General features: G+C 39.3%; 16 protein-coding genes and 3 pseudogenes. 13 read left to right on the top strand and 6 right to left on the bottom strand.

What is annotated here, in order from left to right:
• Nucleotides 1-5 precede the first annotated feature (5 nt).
• Nucleotides 6-1,268 carry a molybdopterin molybdotransferase MoeA gene (locus ACN6KS_RS16130; protein WP_440960044.1) on the top strand — a complete coding sequence of 421 codons (1,263 nt, stop codon included), beginning with the start codon at nt 6-8 and terminating at the stop codon, nt 1,266-1,268.
• Between the two features lie 232 nt (nt 1,269-1,500).
• Here the strand turns inward: ACN6KS_RS16130 and xerS are convergent, their stop codons facing one another.
• Entirely contained in the window at nt 1,501-2,583 is a 1,083-nt protein-coding gene (gene xerS / locus ACN6KS_RS16125) for a tyrosine recombinase XerS (protein WP_060623783.1), read from the bottom strand.
• Nucleotides 2,584-2,747: 164 nt separating this feature from the next.
• On the opposite strand from xerS, the gene ACN6KS_RS16120 reads away from it, so the two are divergent.
• From ACN6KS_RS16120 to ACN6KS_RS16105, 4 genes are all read left to right on the top strand, one after another.
• Nucleotides 2,748-3,257, top strand: coding sequence for a GNAT family N-acetyltransferase (locus ACN6KS_RS16120; RefSeq protein WP_094878198.1), 510 nt, complete (start codon nt 2,748-2,750; stop codon nt 3,255-3,257).
• Between the two features lie 219 nt (nt 3,258-3,476).
• Nucleotides 3,477-3,578, top strand: a complete 102-nt coding sequence (locus tag ACN6KS_RS16115; protein WP_218832623.1) for a YjcZ family sporulation protein — start codon at nt 3,477-3,479, stop codon at nt 3,576-3,578.
• Nucleotides 3,579-3,764: 186 nt separating this feature from the next.
• Complete coding sequence (locus ACN6KS_RS16110; protein WP_440960043.1) at nt 3,765-4,412, top strand: TetR/AcrR family transcriptional regulator; 648 nt, start codon at nt 3,765-3,767, stop codon at nt 4,410-4,412.
• 32 nt (nt 4,413-4,444) lie between these two features.
• Nucleotides 4,445-4,924, top strand: coding sequence for a flavodoxin domain-containing protein (locus ACN6KS_RS16105; RefSeq protein WP_094869149.1), 480 nt, complete (start codon nt 4,445-4,447; stop codon nt 4,922-4,924).
• A 261-nt stretch (nt 4,925-5,185) separates the two neighbouring features.
• On the opposite strand, the gene ACN6KS_RS16100 is transcribed toward ACN6KS_RS16105, so the two are convergent.
• Nucleotides 5,186-6,121 (bottom strand): Gfo/Idh/MocA family protein, encoded by a 936-nt coding sequence (locus ACN6KS_RS16100; RefSeq protein ID WP_440960042.1) that lies wholly within the window; start codon nt 6,119-6,121, stop codon nt 5,186-5,188.
• 110 nt (nt 6,122-6,231) lie between these two features.
• Between ACN6KS_RS16100 and ACN6KS_RS16095 the strand changes: the two genes are divergently transcribed.
• Nucleotides 6,232-7,203 carry a helix-turn-helix transcriptional regulator gene (locus ACN6KS_RS16095; RefSeq protein WP_341134916.1) on the top strand — a complete coding sequence of 324 codons (972 nt, stop codon included), beginning with the start codon at nt 6,232-6,234 and terminating at the stop codon, nt 7,201-7,203.
• A gap of 171 nt (nt 7,204-7,374) precedes the next feature.
• Here the strand turns inward: ACN6KS_RS16095 and ACN6KS_RS16090 are convergent.
• Nucleotides 7,375-7,583 (bottom strand): annotated as a pseudogene (locus tag ACN6KS_RS16090) (Tn3 family transposase); the annotation flags it as partial.
• A gap of 305 nt (nt 7,584-7,888) precedes the next feature.
• On the opposite strand from ACN6KS_RS16090, the gene ACN6KS_RS16085 reads away from it, so the two are divergent.
• The 7 genes and pseudogenes from ACN6KS_RS16085 to ACN6KS_RS16055 all read left to right on the top strand — a co-directional run bounded on the left by ACN6KS_RS16085 (nt 7,889) and on the right by ACN6KS_RS16055 (nt 13,459).
• Nucleotides 7,889-8,425, top strand: a complete 537-nt coding sequence (locus ACN6KS_RS16085; RefSeq protein ID WP_094869147.1) for an RNA polymerase sigma factor — start codon at nt 7,889-7,891, stop codon at nt 8,423-8,425.
• The gene (locus tag ACN6KS_RS16080; protein ID WP_440960041.1) at nt 8,412-9,851 is read left to right on the top strand and encodes a hypothetical protein; all 1,440 of its coding nucleotides are present in this window, start codon (nt 8,412-8,414) and stop codon (nt 9,849-9,851) included. Before ACN6KS_RS16085 ends, ACN6KS_RS16080 begins: the two co-directional genes overlap by 14 nt.
• A 428-nt stretch (nt 9,852-10,279) precedes the next feature.
• Nucleotides 10,280-10,957 (top strand): stalk domain-containing protein, encoded by a 678-nt coding sequence (locus tag ACN6KS_RS16075; protein ID WP_280787543.1) that lies wholly within the window; start codon nt 10,280-10,282, stop codon nt 10,955-10,957.
• Nucleotides 10,958-11,295: 338 nt separating this feature from the next.
• Nucleotides 11,296-12,351: pseudogene (locus ACN6KS_RS16070) on the top strand (tyrosine-type recombinase/integrase).
• On the top strand, nt 12,335-12,625 hold the full coding sequence (locus tag ACN6KS_RS16065) for a hypothetical protein (RefSeq protein ID WP_440960040.1): 291 nt from the start codon (nt 12,335-12,337) through the stop codon (nt 12,623-12,625). Before ACN6KS_RS16070 ends, ACN6KS_RS16065 begins: the two are co-directional and overlap by 17 nt.
• Complete coding sequence (locus ACN6KS_RS16060) at nt 12,618-12,926, top strand: DUF6262 family protein (RefSeq protein ID WP_094869143.1); 309 nt, start codon at nt 12,618-12,620, stop codon at nt 12,924-12,926. Before ACN6KS_RS16065 ends, ACN6KS_RS16060 begins: the two co-directional genes overlap by 8 nt.
• Before the next feature lie 182 nt (nt 12,927-13,108).
• On the top strand, nt 13,109-13,459 hold the full coding sequence (locus tag ACN6KS_RS16055; protein ID WP_440960039.1) for a hypothetical protein: 351 nt from the start codon (nt 13,109-13,111) through the stop codon (nt 13,457-13,459).
• 170 nt (nt 13,460-13,629) lie between these two features.
• On the opposite strand, the pseudogene ACN6KS_RS16050 reads toward ACN6KS_RS16055, so the two are convergent.
• The 3 genes and pseudogenes from ACN6KS_RS16050 to ACN6KS_RS16040 form a co-directional block, all read right to left on the bottom strand.
• Nucleotides 13,630-14,839: pseudogene (locus tag ACN6KS_RS16050) on the bottom strand (IS110 family transposase).
• Between the two features lie 438 nt (nt 14,840-15,277).
• Nucleotides 15,278-16,123: an AraC family transcriptional regulator gene (locus tag ACN6KS_RS16045; RefSeq protein WP_280787542.1), complete on the bottom strand. Its 846-nt coding sequence runs from the start codon at nt 16,121-16,123 to the stop codon at nt 15,278-15,280.
• A gap of 567 nt (nt 16,124-16,690) precedes the next feature.
• Entirely contained in the window at nt 16,691-17,935 is a 1,245-nt protein-coding gene (locus tag ACN6KS_RS16040) for an MDR family MFS transporter (RefSeq protein WP_094869140.1), read from the bottom strand.
• Between the last annotated feature and the right edge of the window lie 85 nt (nt 17,936-18,020).

Raw genomic sequence — 18,020 nt, 5'->3', positions numbered from 1 at the left:
AAGGTATGAAGGATCATAAATTTCGGAGAACAGCGCTTCAAGTAAAAGAGGCACAGGCCAAAATAATCAAATTTGCTAATCCGCTAGAGTCACAGGAGGTCTCATTGAATGAGGTCTGTGGACGTTATTTGGCCGAGGAAGTGATTGCGCCACATCCTTTTCCCGCGTTTAACCGCTCTAGCATGGATGGATATGCAATTATTGCAGCAGATACAAATCACTGTGTAAATGGACAAGTCGTATGGTTAGAAATGGTAGACAATATTCCATGTGGCGCTGTGGCATCGGTAGACATAACTTCGGGAACAGCAGCAAGGATAATGACTGGAGCACAAGTGCCATCAGGGGCAGATACTGTAGTTATGCTGGAAGTAACGGAGACACGTGAGGAGGAAGGAAAGACTTACGTAGGTATTCGAAAGAAGCAGGAAGCGAAGTCTAATATCACAACGATGGGGCTGGAGTTAAGCTCTGGTGAGCTAGTGCTGCCAGCGGGGCGATTAATCTCTGCGGGGGATATAGCTGTTCTGGCAGCGTTTGGCATACATACAGTGAAAGTCTATCGTCGGCCTAAGGTAGCTATCTTTGCGACAGGAACAGAGCTGCTAGAGGTACATGAACCACTACAGCCTGGCAAAATTCGAAACAGCAACTCACCCATGCTTGAAGCTTTAGTCAAGGAGGCAGGTGGTGAGCCCGTGATGCTGGGATCTATTGTGGATGATCTGGAGCTGGCTCGAAGTAAAGTACAGATGGCGCTGGAAACCTATGATTTTGTAATCACTACGGGTGGAGTATCGGTAGGAGATTATGATATTATGGGCGATTTGGTTCGTGAACAGAGTGGAGATATGCTATTTAACAAAGTGACGATGCGTCCGGGGAGTGTAACCACTGCTGCTGTTAGAGGCGGTAAGCTGCTGTTAGCTCTATCAGGTAATCCAGGTGCTTGTTTCGTTGGTTTTCAATTGTTCGCACGTCCGGTTATCAGATTAATGCAGTGTGCATCACAGCCTTTCTTACCAGAATGGAGCGCCACACTCGGTGCAGATTATAACAGAGTGAATGACTTTACCCGATTTGTTAGAGCGCGATTAGAGATCCGTGAAGGCAGCCTTTATGCCATTCCAGCAGCGATAGACGAATCTTCCGTGATGGTCACGATCAAGGATAGTGATTGTCTGATTGTTGTTCCACCAGAGGAACGAGGCTTATCTGAGGGTGCTAAAGTGACTATTATCAAGCTTCCGGGAGAAATACGCGGATAGGATAAAGGTAAAATGCTCTATGATATTAACAATTGGACGGGAGTAGCTAATTATCTAATATGCCAGCGATATTATTTATAACATTTCAACATATGAAAAATTCACAATAGAAAAGCCAATAATTCAACATAATGCTACTCTGATCAGTCTTTCTAAACCATGTAAAAAGAGAGCCGGCCACACCTTTTCCATAAAATTCGGATAGGGTATGGCCGGCTTTTTGCAAAAAAAATCAACTATCCAAACGGCGTTCAATCGCCTCAGACATCGTTTTGTCCGTGAGATGAGCATAGATCTCGGTTGTTTCTGTCGAAGCATGCCCGAGCTGTTCTTTCGTTTTATAAATATCGTTTTGCAGGTAATAGTCTGTTGCAAAAGAGTGACGAAGCTTATGTACCGTTAGATAGGGCTTACCAAAGCGTTTTGCATATTTAATGATCATTTCTTGAATGGCTCTTTTGGTCATGCGTTTGCCTTCTTGCCGTCCATTGGGCAAAGCGATAAATAAAGCTTTTTCCCTCTTTGGTGTTTTATAACGGGATTGACGAAGGCTTAAATAAAGAGCTAAATCATCTTTAGCTTGTTCTCGAAAATAAACAGGGGTTTTGAAGGTTTCATCATTGTTCCCTTTTCGGGTGACATAAATCAGCTTGTTGTTAACATCCAGATCATCCACGTTTAGATTGACTACTTCGGATACACGAAGACCAGAATTCAGAATTAAGCTGGCAATACAGGCATCGCGTTCACGATTTAATTGAAAGGAGTAAAAGGCCTGCTTGTTACCTTCAACATCTCGTCCATATCCTTCGAAAATGTACCCCACGAATTCCAGCAGTTCCTCATCCTCTAGAATCTTGCCCTTTAATTTAGCAGCAGTGTCCTTAGGTTTATGCGTTCGTTTTACTTCAACCTTGGCCATAATGTTACGCTTAAGCAATGGATAGAAGTTCTCGTCCTCAGCGATCTGACTTAAATAATGAAATAAAGAGCGTAATGCGGACAGCTTACGGGACACGGTTACACGTGTATTGGTTCCCTCAGCTCGGGTAGTGAGGTGCAGGCGGTATCCAACAATACTATCCATATGCAGGGTTTCTAATTCAAGCAATGTGATCTCTGTGTTGGAGCTGGCCTGTGAGAGACCTTCAGCACGCAGCCATCCGAAAAAGGACTCATAGTCCCGAATATACTCCAGAAGGGTGGATGGGGATAGATCAGGTCGCTTATAGTCAATAAACTGCTGAACGAACCAAGGCATGAGAGGTAGCTTTAGATCCAGTTTTTTACGGTCATCGTTCTTTTGAACGCTCATGTGATTCACCTTTTCCATAGTTTTCTTATCATTTCTTCCTTCTATCTTATCATGTTTTGTTCTCCAATAGGCTTAGATCAAAGCTAATCACAAGCGATGACCTTGCTCCTGAATCAACTAAGTTATATGATGTGTAGTAAACATAAATGTCAGAGGTGCACCTAATGGAACTTGGAATGGAGCTGGTTCCCAGAGAGCGGAAACAGACGATAAGCAAATTAATGCAGTTTTACCTATATGATTTCACCCGTTATTTGGAGCTTGATGTAGACCAAGATGGGATATATCCTTCGTATCCGGGACTAGAATCTTTTTGGAGTAGTGGCAACAATAAGTTCGCTTATTTGTTCAAAGTGGACGGGCATATTGCTGGTTTTGCACTTGTAGAACGGTTGTTGCGTAATCCCGAAGGACAGTTTTATATGACTGAGTTTTTTGTAATGCAAAAATATCGACGGAGCGGTGTGGGGACCTGGGCCGCGCATAAATTATTTGATATGTACCCAGGCGACTGGAAGGTGTCACAGGTACGCGCGAATACGCCTGCCCGTAATTTCTGGCATAGAGTGATTGGAGAGTACACCAATGGAGAATTTAAAGAGCGGTTTAACCCGCCTCAAGGAAATCCGAGTCAATACTTCAATACATTAAATAATAATAGGGTTAATATTTGAATGGGAAATAGCGATATTGTAGTCATCAAAAATCAATGCTTATTTTACCGTTCAAGAGATGTACATATATTTTGTTTACATAATAAATATTATGTTAACTTATAATGAATAACCCACAACCTCAACGGGATTGTTGGGTTATTTTTGTTCAAAATACCCAAGCAGAGATGGGGATCTAGCATATCTTATGATGTACTCAATTACAAAGGAGGAGTTAAAATGGGCGAATTCGCAGGAGGATACGGTGGATTTACTAACACAGGAGCTATCTTGGTTCTGTTTATCCTGTTGGTTATCATCACAAAAACTCTTTGTCTGTAATCCTTTAACTTCATGAATAAGGGTTCCGCCAGTCGATTTAGACTGGCGGATTTTTTTATGCCTGTGTATGTGATTAAAGGGTGGAGGATTTGCATGTGACTTACTATATAGAAAATAACTGTATACCATAATATATTTACAGTGTTCAATGATTAAACGATGTTCAAATTATAAGGAGACGTCAAGATGACTAAAGAACAACGGCAATTGCGTGATCGTGAGGAAATGAAGAAAAGGATATTACAGGCTGCGGCTTCGTTGATATCTGAGGAGGGTATTGACAAACTATCCATCCGCAAAATTGCAGAGAGAATCGAGTATTCTCCAGGAATTATTTATCATTACTTTCAGGGGAAAGATGAAATTGTAGTGAGATATTTGCAACAGAAATATACAGATATGGTTGAAGGGCTTCAGTCTGTACAACGAAAGGCAGAGCATGAGCTGCCACCAGAGATGCTTTTGAGACAATCACTTGAGCAATGGATCAGGATGACCCTGTCCACAAGTGTAGAATACCGTAATGTAATGCTGAACGATACACCGGCTGTCCTTAGTTACACAGCTGTTTTATTTAAGGGAGCTGCACAGGAGCGTAAAGCGATTGGTATGCTCTGTCAATGTCTATCTAGGTTCGAATCGAAAGAACTCCATAAAGACTCTTCAATAGAGCTTACTGCTCAAGTGATATGGAGCGCTGCGTTCGGATTAATTATGCGTTTGATTGTGGAAAAGGATTTGCCTGAAGAACAGGTCGAAGCACTGATTTCTTGTTATTTGAATTCAATGGTTTCAATAGCAATCAGGGATATACATGAGCCTTTAACACAGTAGGAAGATCAGAGAGTAGGGAGGTAGCGATTAGAATGAAGACTATCATTGTGTATACTTCTAAATATGGTTGTACAGAGAAAGCTGCCTATTTATTGAAACATCAGTTGGGCGATGAGACTGAAGTAGTTAATTTAATGCATGCCAAAGAACCTACACTAGAGCCATATGATATTGTCATCTTAGGTGGATCTATTTATTTTGGGAAAATACAAAAACAAATGATGGAATTTGCTTCAAAATATCAAAATGAATTAGGTAAGAAGCGCGTTGGATTGTTTATTTGTGCAGGAGCGAAGGGGGAGCAAGCCACACAGGAATTGAAATCTTCATTTCCAGAGGGGTTGTATAACCAATCAGTTACAAAAGAAGTGTTCGGAGATGAGATTTACGAAGAGAAGATGACTGTATTAGATCGAATGGTTCTGCGAGTGGTAAAAGGGAAAAACAAGAGTGTAAATGGATTATCGAAAGAGACGATAGAGCGTTTTGCACTTGCGATAATGAAGCGGTGAATGAGTGTGGAAAATAGACTCCCTAGAATTAGTTAACATAAGTATGATTATGTTAACTAATTCTTATCTCTGATAGCAATCATTATAAGTTCAGAGAGTGCGTACTTATAAATATAATTCTGTGATTTCAACATATGAAAAATTCACAATAGAAAAATCAAAATCCTGATCATACCTTATGCACTATACATCTATACTGCAACACATAATCACCCTATTAACAAAACCCCTCGAAAAAGGGTACTACACTTCCTCATACATTTATACAAGCTTTTTTTCAATACAAATAGCTAGTTCTATAGCTTGTATGGCATTATCTAACTCAATTATTGATGAACTATCCTCGATTAGACATTGGAGTGCATACTCCAAACTTTTTTGATAGGGATTGGCTGGTTCTAACAAAAGATCTAGTTTACCTGCAGCGGTATATTCAATTAATGAGCTTTCAACAGCTCCATTCATGTTGTCACTCTCTTGATAGACAAGTTTACCCTGTTCAAAATATGCCTCATAACCTACCGAAAAAGGATAAGTGGCCGGCATCTGTGAAGACACAATGATCTCTGCGTACCTATTAGATTGTTGAAAAACAGCGCGTACTATGGCTTGATCACTTTTACCACCATCAGTTCCCCAAACGAAGTTCGGTTCTATAGACCCCAGCATCCAGGTCACAAAATCCAATTCGTGAATCATAAGCTTTGTAGCGATAGCGTGTAGACCGAGGTCACCCCACAAGGGAGGCGTTTCTCTTTTTAAGGTGAGAGATAAAAGCTTTCCATATTTCTCATTATGAGTCGTTTCATAAAGATATTTGAACGCAGGATCGAATTTAATAAACTGGTTGACGAGAATTCGCGAATCATACAATTGTTCGGCTTCTTTCATCGCAAGGGCATCTTCTAGGTTGAAGCAAATGGGTGTCTCACAGAATACATGTTTCCCATGCATAAGCGCATCGACAGCATATTGCCTATGTAAATTAGAGGGCAAACAGATGTCAATTACATCGATGGTGGAATCGAGCATAATATCGTCAATATGAGTAGTTATCTCAACGCCTAAAGCTTGTTTTAGCTTCTGCAGCTTAGCTTCGTTCCGACCAAAGATAATTACTTTGTCTACTCGATCCATTGCCGTCCATAACTGCGCATGATATGCTCCGAATCCAGTTCCCAATACGCCTATATTCATGTGTATCAGCTCCTTTAATGTAATGAACTAATCATAACCTTCTATTGTTGACAACAGCTTGGCAAGAATTATGATGTATACTATAAAAAAGAAAAATTGGGAGGCTCCCCATGCGCTTGCATCGTTTGATTGCAATTTTATTATTAGTGGAATCAAGAGGGAAGATGAAGGCCAATGACTTAGCTGAAGCCTTGGAAACTTCCGTACGTTCTATCTATAGAGACATTGACGTACTTGCTGAAGCTGGAATACCACTGTTATCCACGCCGGGACCGAATGGTGGCATCTCCTTGATGGAGGGGTATACTGTTAACCTAAATCAGCTTCATGGGGAGGATGTAATCAATCTATTTCTAACAGGAATGGGGATTCATACTGGTGGACATACAGATTCCGGATTAAAGCTAAAGGCAACCCTCTTGAAATTAGAAAAATCATTACCCGCTTCCTATCAAAATGATATCCAGAAGGCACAAAGACGTTTTTATTTTGATGATACGCCTTGGTGGACAGAACGCTTAGAGATTCCATGTCTGGAATCGATTCGAACTGCTGTTTGGAGATCTAAGAAACTACAGATTGAATACCACAAGATTAACGGAGTCATTTCGATCAGGAAAATACTGCCCTATGGTCTTGTTGTGAAAAAAGAAGAGTGGTATCTTATAGCCTACTGTGAAGAAGTCGAACAAATTCGTACGTTTAAATGTGAGCGAATCGCCTCTACGCAGCGTATAGACGAAGAGTATGCTATCCCTCAGGACTTCTCTTTAGAAGGGCACTGGAAGCAGCAGGAGAGGGAATTTAAGCAAACTTGTAAAGAGGAAGAGATATATCCGGTATTGATTAGAACGAATAAGAGCCGAGAGGCTTCTATACACGGACTGGAGATCATGAACAGGGTAGAAGAAGGAGATCAAATAACCCTTACTGTAAATATGTTTAGCTATGATAGTGCATGTACAAATGTTTGGGGGATACTTGGTCAATCCGAGATTGTGGAACCTTTGAAACTGAGACAATATGTGAAGGCTCAGGTGAATTTGCTACAGGGGATTTATAATTATCATAATCTCGTTTGAAAAGGGACCGTTTTATCGCAGAGTCTGCAATGAAACGGTCCCGCTCCTTAAAAATGTAAATAGCTCAGTCATTAAGTTTACATAATTAAAAATATGTTAACTAATGTCTCTTTTTTCTTCAATGACCTTTGTATTTATTTATCCACGTAAAATTGCTTCTAATTTTGGTTACTCACTTGCTTTATCTATTGTAAATAATTTTGATAATGATCTTCTATGTTTAGATCCGTCTCATGGTGCAGTAAACCATCCAAAACATGAATTGCACCCCTTGATTTAGTATGAATAATTTTTGTGTAGTAAGAAGAGAATTGATCACTCGTAAATCGATAGATAGTAGCTCCTTTTCCAGTACCGTAATGTGGGTTTGCATCTGCATTTGTGAAATTACAAATGTGTCAAGGGCTTCATTATATAGAAAGCAAACGGAAGGAAAAATCTATTAGTTTAACAAAATGTTCAATATGTTAATAAATCAACATTCAAACTTAATAGCTAACCCCTTTACCATCAAAGGGTTGGCTATTTTTAGTGTACCCGAAATGGGCTGGCTATCCCTTGGTGGTGACAATCGACTTGTATTATCCACTTTCAAAATATCGGATAAATAAAAATTATGTCACAAAACAGCTCTTTGAAATGTTATAGGGGTGCAGTCGACTGATAAATAAAAGGAGGTGAGCTTATGGAGGAAATAGATATTGGAAGAAGGTTTGTTAATGGCGGAGAAGATGAACTGGAAGAGATAATCAATCTCTATGGTGAAAAACTCCTTCGCTATGCAACGGCGATTCTATGTGATTATCATGAAGCAGAAAATATTGTACAAGAAGTCTTTCTTTCAGCCTATCAAAATCGGAATATTTTTGATGGCAATAACCTATCCGCATGGTTGTACAAAATTACATATAATCGCTGCTTAAATCAACTAAAAAAGCGTAAGATCCATTATTTTCATGATATTCGCAGTGAAGTAGTTTTACCAGAGAAAGATAAAGGTTTGAGTGATGAGATGCTTCGTGCGTTACAGAAGCTTAAACCTATGGAACGTGCCTTGTTATATGGGCGGATTATGGATGGGCAGAGTTACGAGGAACTATCTCAGCTTACAGGAAGTTCTCCAGCTGCATTACGCAAACAATATCAACGGGCCAAAGATAAAATAGTTAAATATTTTAATATTGCATATGGTAGAAAGGAGTCTAATTATGGACAAATTTGATATGGACGAAAAACATATACATGAAATGTTTTCCCAAATTACGGTTGATTCAAGTAAACTTGCAGAACAGGTTAAAAGCCGATTGTATGAAGGTAGTACTGATATGCCTGCTAGACACCGCAAACGGTGGACAAGGTCAACAATTGCAGCTATTGCGATATCGTTCGTATTAGTTACTAGTGCAACTGCTTCATCTTTAGGGGACTTTGATTGGTTCATAAAGAGATTTAATCCTGATTTTGGTAAGATTGTTGAACCAGTAGGAGTCTATAGTGAGGACGAAGGAATTCGCATGGAGGTTATCGGTGCACAGAAATATGATAATAGAGCGATTATATACCTATCTCTTCAGGATAGAACAGGTCAAAACCGATTAACGGAACAAACTGATTTTAGAGACGGATTCACTGTAAAAATACATTCACCAACAAACGAGGGAGCCAAAAGTGGAGACGAAGTTTTATCAGCCCGCATGTCATGGAAACAAAAAATGCTTAATTTTAATAAAGATACGAATACCATTTATTATGAGTTTAATATAACGGCTGATCCAGACACACCATTAACAGATCCGTTGGAGCTTGGCAGTTTTCTTATTTATTTTAACGAAAAAGCCTATGAAGACGAACCCATTTCCGTATCCCTTAAAGGAATTGAAGATGTAGAAACGATTCCTATTGAAAAAGCACAGATTTTTGGGGGGAGTAATTTACCAAGTAACCTCAGTTCATTAACAGAGGCACTTATGCCAGGCGTTTATGCTTCCATGCCCCATGGTGAAAAAGATCAATGGGTTTCAAATATCGGTATTATAGATGGAAAATTGCATGTGCAGACAGGGAAAATTTTTAACAAAGAGTTTGGTCCTAGTGATGCCATGCTTTCTCTAAAGGGTCCAGACGGTAATTTAATCTCCAATGATTATAGTTTGGCATTTCTCAGTGATAAGAAAAATAATCTTCTTGATCTTGAAAAAAACAATTATGATGACGCTAAGTATAAATATGAAGAATTTGTATTTCCTGTAAGCTGCGAAAATCTTAGTAAATACACTCTTTATTATACTGGTTCCGTTTATTCTGGGGTTGAAGGCAACTGGAAGGTGGCGGCAAATTCAAGTGATACTACTGCCAAATTACGTACTTGGAAAAATGATATTTCAGTTGAAGGTCATCTTTTTGAATATATAACCCTCAGTCCTTTAGGATTACAAGTAATCGGTACCTATAAAGGTGAGAATTTCATGGTCAGTGATATGCTACTTGAAATTGAAACAGTAGACGGTATTATCCCATTGGAAGGTGGTGGAGGAAGCCAAAACCCTGATAAACATACCTTCAATTCAAGTTGGGATACGAAAGCGCCTTTAGATATTACCAAAGTTAAAGCAATAATTATAAATGGCACTCGAATACCGGTTAAATAACAAGATAAATAATGTCAGCTCCTGATTCTTTTTGATGCACGGTCACATCATTGTAGTGACCCAAAAGAGATGGGCTGCAAATCAAAGGTTTATTTTAACATCTAGTAAAGTGGAGGATCTCAACATCCAATGTGGCTACGTTGGAGGAAGTAGACACGTTAATAATTCGAGTTGGATTACTTATCATATCTTATCTGAATCGATAGACAATCTGTTTACGTTGTACTGATAAATTCAATTTATGCAGAATAAGGGAAAAATAGAAAAGAAGCATTGGGCTTTATGATATAATGTGGTAAAATCTTCAACTCCAAAAATGCTGAGACTATCCCACATGTAGCGTCATCTTTCAGAGAGAATATCTCTCAAATAACCGTTGTTTCCGGATTTTCTGGATTTGAAGAAATCCCAAGAGGAGGAAAACAGAAATGAAGAAGAAGCTTGTTACGACTTTATGCGGTACCATGATACTTTTAGTGGGCATGGGCACAGGTGCTTTCGCGAGCTCGCATCTCCAAGAAATTAAAGCGTTGTTAAACGGAGATTTAAAAATCAGAGTGAACGGGGAGATTACCCCTCTCAAAGATGGCAATGGCAAAGTGGTGCTTCCCATCACTTATAATGGAACTACGTATCTTCCGGTACGATCTGTTTCTGAGCTGCTGGATGTTCCGGTGAATTATGACGGAACAGCCAAAGAGGTGATTATTGGCGAACAGCAGGCAGGCGTTCCCGTGAACCAGGAGGATTTCAACACCAGCCTGCATACCAAGGACCCTGCACTGACCAAATACGGTGGCAAGAATTATAAGGAAGTTCTGTACAGCGCACCTAATTCCAATATTAAATATACCGCGCTCAGCCCTAACGGCAAATATCAGAAGCTTGTTCTGCAATTCGCTGCAGTCGGCAAGGAAGTGGAGTCTCTTGAAATTAGGGATAATGACAAGAATATGCTCCTTAAAAAAGTAGAGAAGATCTCGCCTAATAGTGATCTCCAGACGATTGAGGTAGATATTTCTGGAGTAAAGAACATCGCAATAAATGTGACACAAGCTGTTGACGGCGGGTTCATTATTCCGCTGGATACTTCAATTTACAAATAAGATTAAGCAGTGAAGCCCACAATGCCGGTAAAGGCGTAGTGGGCTTATTTTCACGTGAGATTATATTAGATTTTTTCTCGTTCTTTTGCATTGAAGAGATTTAAATCCATCCTCCGTTATACGTGGACAGGCTTACAGGGTTTGTGTCGTCGGAGTGTCAGAAGAAAATAAAGTATTAGACTCGATTAATTGTAGTAACGTAAATAGAGGAGGGTTAGTTCATTATATGAACTAATCTCCTCTATTTTTTGTTTAATAGAAATATTAACTTAGGCTTTAAATCTTAGTATAAATTATTTAATATATTGAGGATAAAAGCTTTCGTTGAGGGTGTTGTTGTGAGAGTACAAGAAGTAATTCTTAATGAAAATAAAAAGAGATATTTGCTGTTGGATGCGGTAGGTGTTCCAGTTGTTCCTGTGATGAAGTATTTAAAATACCTGGATCAGACAGGTAAAAGCAACAATACACTGAAGACTTATTGCTATGCATTAAACAGTATTTCACTTATCTTGAAGAGCGGAAGATAGATTACAAAGAAGTAGGAGTTAAGGATCTTGCTGACTTTGTAGGGTGGTTGCGTAATCCGTTTGAAAGTGGAAAAGTTACCCCATTACAACAGATTGAAGCGAAAAGAACAGAAAAATCAGTGAATCTTATAATCACAGTGGTAACAAGCCTATATGATTACTTTTTCCGTATTCAAGAGACCAAAACGATATGGTAGGTAAACTGGTAAGACAGGTCTTTAGAGGTGGTCATAGTAAATATAAGGGATTCCTACATCATGTCAATGAAGGAAAACCGACGAATAAGAACATTTTAAACAGCTGTTGTTTGAAACGGGACTACGTATAGGGGAAGCATTATCACTCTTCATGGAGGACTTCGTATTCGATCACAAGAATGGCCATCGAATACGTTTAACGGACCGCGGTGAATTGGAGAATGGAGCTAAACACAAGACAGGTGAACGGGAATTGTATGTTTCGCAGAGACTTATGGATTTATACGACGACTACCTATAAAACGTGATTGATGATCTTGAAATCGATACGAATTTCGTATTTGTTAAACTGCGGGGAAACCGTGTTGGACAACCGATGAATGACCGTGATGTTCGCGCCTTATTTAAAGTACTGTGTAAGAAAACAGGGATGCACATCCACCCTCACTTGCTGCGGCACACGCATGCAACAATATACTACCGTCAAACGAAAGACATCAAGCAAGTGCAAGAACGATTAGGGTATGCAAATATTCAAACAACTATGAACATGTATGTCCATCCATCGGAAGAAGATATACGTGAGAATTGGGAGAAAGCTCAACATGCATTTCAGCTTGGCAATATACAATCAAAGGAGGTAACTGACAGTGATGTTACAGAATAAAAAACATATGAAAGCGGATAGGTTGAATTATAATCGGCTTGAACAAGAGATCTCCAGCTATCAAGAGCGATTAGTTCATGATGATGGGACCGTATCGTTTCACAAAATAGAGAACCTCTATTTCATGACTGAAAATACTTGGAGTGTAGATGTAATTGGTTCAATAGCTAACTTTCGGGATCAACTGGACAAATATAATCGATCAAATAGAAATATTCGATTCGAATTTAATAACCCATGGGTTAATCTTGAAGACCATACAAAGAGTGGATGAGTCGATTAGGCGGCTTGTAAAAGCCAAAGAGAGCATCAATTTTAATAGTGTGGCAACGGATGCTGGCGTAAGCAAAGCAACTCTCTATAATAATCCTGAGATACGTGGACGCATTGAATCGCTTCGTCAGCAGCAAGCTCAAGTGCCAACACCAAAACAAATCAAGCGAGAAATGGATGAAAACAATAAGGACGCCATCATTGCTTCGCTAAAACGTAAGATGAAGAAGCTCGAAGATGAAAATAAAAAATTACGAGAACAACTTAAGTTTTCATGTGCGGAGGTTTATCAGAGGATTTGAAAGAATGTATGTTGCCGCCCTATTCAACTAACGGGCAGGATAATGTAATATTCCATAATGGGTTGCATGTTCAGTTATTGGGTAAATTAGCTCAATAAATTCTATACATAAGATTATCTATGGTATAATATGTAAATATATTTTAAAAATACTAAAGCGTTATGAAATGGTGGACTAAACGAATGAATACAATTCAATTAATGGAAACCCATTTAAATATCGATCTTGGAAATTCGCCCTTTTTAAAATTAGATAAAGGGTTGCAAATTCCATACTCTTCGATTAAGGGAATAACAACAGGTAGACCCATACCAAATGCTTTCAAGCTTTATGGTGCTTCTTTTGGAGGAAAAAGAAATGGATTATTTAGATTTAATGGAGGTTATCATCTCTACTTTTTTAATAATGAGGTTGAAACCCTTCATTTTGACTTGAATAATTTTCTTGTAGGTAAATTTAAAATATCAAAGTTAATCATTGATGTTAAAAACCCTGAAGAAATAAGTAAAACTATCTCCGAAAGATTGACGTGATAGTTCAATACCGAAAGGTCTACCGCACTGGCTTTTCTCAACTATACTAGCTAATAGCTTGTCAAGATTATCAGTAAAATGAACTTAAGTCATGTGGTATAGTAAAAAATAGGCATGACAAATAACCCTCCAATCCCTTTATTTTGGAAGGTTATACCAATATAAAATGGTCAGGCAGTGCGGAAGGATATTTTACTTTTAAGGATGACATAAAGCCAATGAACCAGCTTATTTGCGCATGCAATTAAAGCTACTTTATGCGGCTTTCCTTCGCCTCTTTTGCGATCATAAAAATCTTTAAGTCGCAGATTACGAGAACGGATGAGTCCACACTGGACGGCCATAACTAGCGCATAACGAAGTTGCTGAGAACCACGTTTGGTAATTCGATTCCGTGTTGCCGTAAACTTTCCAGATGCGAATACACTCGGGTTCAATGCCTGCAAAGGCTACTAGTTTCTTTGGATGATCAAAACGGTCGACTTCTCCAATTTCCGATAAAATGGTTGCAGCAATTTTAGGACCAATACCGGGAATCGACTGGATTAAATCATATTCTTCCATTTCTTCAGCGAGAGCATATATGTTCTCTTCCAATCGAGATAGATGCTCTTGGTACTGAAGAATGAGCGAAATCAAAACTCTCAGGTTAACCAAGTGACTAGAGTACTTAGTCTGCAGAAAAGGATTTTGTTTTGCCGCGTTTAATAGACGCGTAACTCGCACACAGATCCAATTCTCTGACCGCCCTCGTCATGAGGAAAGTAGTTCTGTGAATTTGGACTTTAGCATTTCTTCGTCCGATTGCAATACCAAATTTGAAGTTGGAAACTCATTTAAAAATCGAAGTGAAATGTTAGAATAGATGTCCCCGAAAACACCATTGTACGTAGGGGAAACTTGATCAAGAACAGTTTGAAATTGCAGTTTAGTCTGTACACACATCTTTGTAAGAGACTCATATTGTCTCGTTAGATAACGCAGATTAAGCAGTTGAACATCTCTTTTTTTTAAAGGGCTCAAATTCTTCTTTGTAGTACAACTCTCCCAACAGATAGGCATCAGCAGCATCTGTCTTCACCTTTCGAAGGTTGGACTTTCTAAGCCGATTTGAGATGAGCGGATTAATGACAATATACAAATAATGATGCTGCTCTAAGAACTGAACAACGGGACTCTGGTAAAGCCCAGTTGCTTCGAGAAGTAGCATAGGACGTAGTCCAGAAACATGTTCAACATCCTGAACAGCTTGAAGTAGCTTCGTCAGCCCTTCTCGGGTATGTTCGAATTTAAACGTCCCTCTGTACGGTTTACCTCGCTCTAAAAAGGCTTGTCCATGGCTTTCATTTTTGAAATATCCAGACCAATCACTGGATTCATTCGATTCACCTTCCTAATTTAGATTTACCGGCAGCCCCTGTGATTTCCTCTTGTCGCTCCATAGCATCGCTTGTTATACGGGATCTCAGGTCCCAACCAGCCTCAGTCAGGGTCATGACAAGTAGGGGTGAACATTATAGCGCTCGGGATCAAGTCCCACGGGCAGGTACGTTCGACGCGGCTACCTTAATTCTTAAAGCAAATGAAAAAAGGATCAACCAGAAAGAACTGGTTGATCTCATAATACGAACGGGCAGTTTAGTTGAACAAGATAAGTGGAGGTTTTATGTCCCATTTGACGCAAACGGCGCAGTAATGGGGGGAATGTTGGCCAAAAATTTTAATCGACGGCAGCTCTGAACTAGAAAATAGAGTCATAGGCTGTCACTGTTTTGTTGAACTAACGTTCCCCGTTACTTCAATAATTATAGAGTCTATTCACTTTTCGATGATTGGTACCCACAGTTCATGTTTTATCTTATGTCCTGGTCCTAAAAAATGCTCAATACAAGGTTGGTTTGCAAGCTCGTATCCGGACGTAGGAAGCCATTCTGAATATAACCTTTTCCAAGCATCAATAACATTAGGGAATACAGCATATGTGCTTGGGGCAATTCTAATTTCCTCCATATCGGAAGGTGTTTCAGTGTCATATCGTACTCCCATAAAGTAATCGAATACCTCATTAGTGATAGCCGCCTCTTTGCCGCAAATGCCGACTAAGCTCTCCAGCTTGCATTTAGGTTTTACCCATGACATGTCAATCAAAGCTTGTTTGAAGCCATCCTTATTGGATTTTCTCCACAAAGCGGGAATCTCCTTAAATGCACGAGATGTTTTTACACTTTGACGTTTTCCTACAAAACGCAATTCAGTATCCATTCTTTCAATTCGATATGCCAATTCTACATCCCCTTTAATTGTAATTTGAAAGGAGATTCGAGGATAGGCTTTTAACTGCACACCTGTATCTCTGACTGAATTGGGCGTGACACTGTGAAGCTTCTTGAACGCCCTTGTAAAAGCATCAGATGAGTCATACCCATATTTCAAAGCAATATCAATGATTTTGGCATTACTTGTTTGAATATCAAAGGCTGCTTTGGTAAGGCGTCTACGACGAATATATTCTGAAAGAGATATTCCTAATAATGATGAAAACATCCTTGAAAAGTGAAACTCAGAGCAGCAAGCTGCTTGAGCAACCGAGGAATATTCGATTTTATTATCTAGATTGTTTTCAATATAATCTACAGCAGCATTAAATCTATCAAGCCAATCCATATTCGATCCCCCTTTCAAAATTAATTATAGTGGGATTATTTTTAGTATACCCTGCAAACCATGCCTAAAAATGCAGGAGGTAACAGTTCGACTCTTCGAACACGTTTCATACTTCTCCATACTTTCTTCACTAACATTTCGCTAGCCAATCATTACAATCCTGCCAGTTAGCTTAATACATGTTTTTCATCGAGAGTCATAGCGATTGTTGCGCAGTACGAAGATATTGTGTAATAAAAGAAAGCGTGCTTGTTCAACTAACGGGACACGATAGTTGAACATAAAGGGTTTCACATATTAGTCATGACTAATATGTGAAACCCTTTAATATATCTATCTTTCTTAAATTTATGTCTTGATAAACTCAGAAAATAAAGTTGTAGACTGGCATAGGTAAGGTATTAACCTACTTAAATGATGATGATCACAAAAAGAAGGAGATGTAGATCAATTATTTGGTGAGATCCAATTAATATCATCTTTATTCTTAAAAGTAGCGGGCGATTTAGGTATTTACCCTGAAAATATTGAGTCCATAAAAAACCTTTAGAGACCAGAAATACTAAATTATCCATTAACCGTGTTGGTCTCATCACCATGCGATAACTTCTCTCTAGCAGTAAGCCTCTTGTGCGCTAAGAATAGAAATGGAAGACCTATAGCCGTGGTTAAAGCGAGTGGCAGGAAGATCGTAAGTCCGTTCTGAGCTCCATAATGATCCAACAACACTCCGCCGAAGATAGGCGCGATTACACTCCCCAAATTATTAAAGCCAATCGTTCCAAAGTACGTACCTTTCATTTCTGGCTTCGCAATCCGATCGATTAACATATCCATCATCGTAAAGAGCAGAACTTCCCCTATAGTAAACAGGATCACACTGAACATAAGCAGGGTTACACCTTCGGCTAAACCTACTAAGAGAAGACTAATAGCAACGCAGATATTTCCGAGAATCAATGGAATAATAGGCGAGAATTTGCTAGCCGTACGTACAATAGGATATTGCACCACTAATACCGTGATGGCATTGAGCGACAACATATAGGAGAATAATTGCCCACCATTTGTGAAATGGGTGTTCATTGCTAAATATTGCGCCATAGTTGAACCAAAATGTCCGTATCCAAGTACACAAAAGATAGTACCGAGTAGAACTGGCAAGAATACACGGTCTCTACCGGTTGTTGCCAAGGCTTCAAGTAAACGTGGTGGTTCGGCTTGCGTATGACTCTCCATGGTTGAGCGATGCAATTTGAATTGTACGAATAACACAAGCCCATATGCAACATATACAATACCAGCGATCATAAAAGGAAACGTAGATTCGGCAGAACCGAGCTGTACTCCAATAATCGGACCAAAGACAACACCAAGGTTAATCGCAGCGTATCTAAGATTGAATACTAGCAGCTTACTTTCAGCTGGTGTTATGTCAGATAAAAGTGCCCGTGAGGTGGGCTCAAACACAGATCTGCATAATCCGTTCAACGTATTGACCAGGAAAAATACCCACAGATGTTGGGCAACAGAGAATCCGAAGAATACTGCTGCCCAGCCAAATACGGAGATTAACATGACAATTTTGCGGCCTACAATATCCGAGATATATCCTCCGTAGAAGCTGGCCATTACGCCCGCCAAAGAGCTGACGGCTACCGTAATCCCCGTTTGTGTGGGGGTGGCTCCAAGGACTTGGGTTAAATAGATGGATAAGAATGGAATGCTCATTGAAGTTACCAAACGTCCGAACATCGTACCGACGATGATAGTCCAAGCTAATGGGTGAATATGCCTAAGATGCTGGTTCATAATTGAAAAGGTCTCCTAATCTGATAGCTATAATTTAGTACTGCATATTCATTAACGATATATGTATAATTATAATGATAAAAGG

Origin of the sequence: Paenibacillus nitricinens (genome assembly GCF_052056485.1) — a bacterium.
GTDB classification, from domain to species: domain Bacteria; phylum Bacillota; class Bacilli; order Paenibacillales; family Paenibacillaceae; genus Paenibacillus_AQ; species Paenibacillus_AQ nitricinens.
This window is presented reverse-complemented; position numbering and strand designations above follow the sequence as displayed.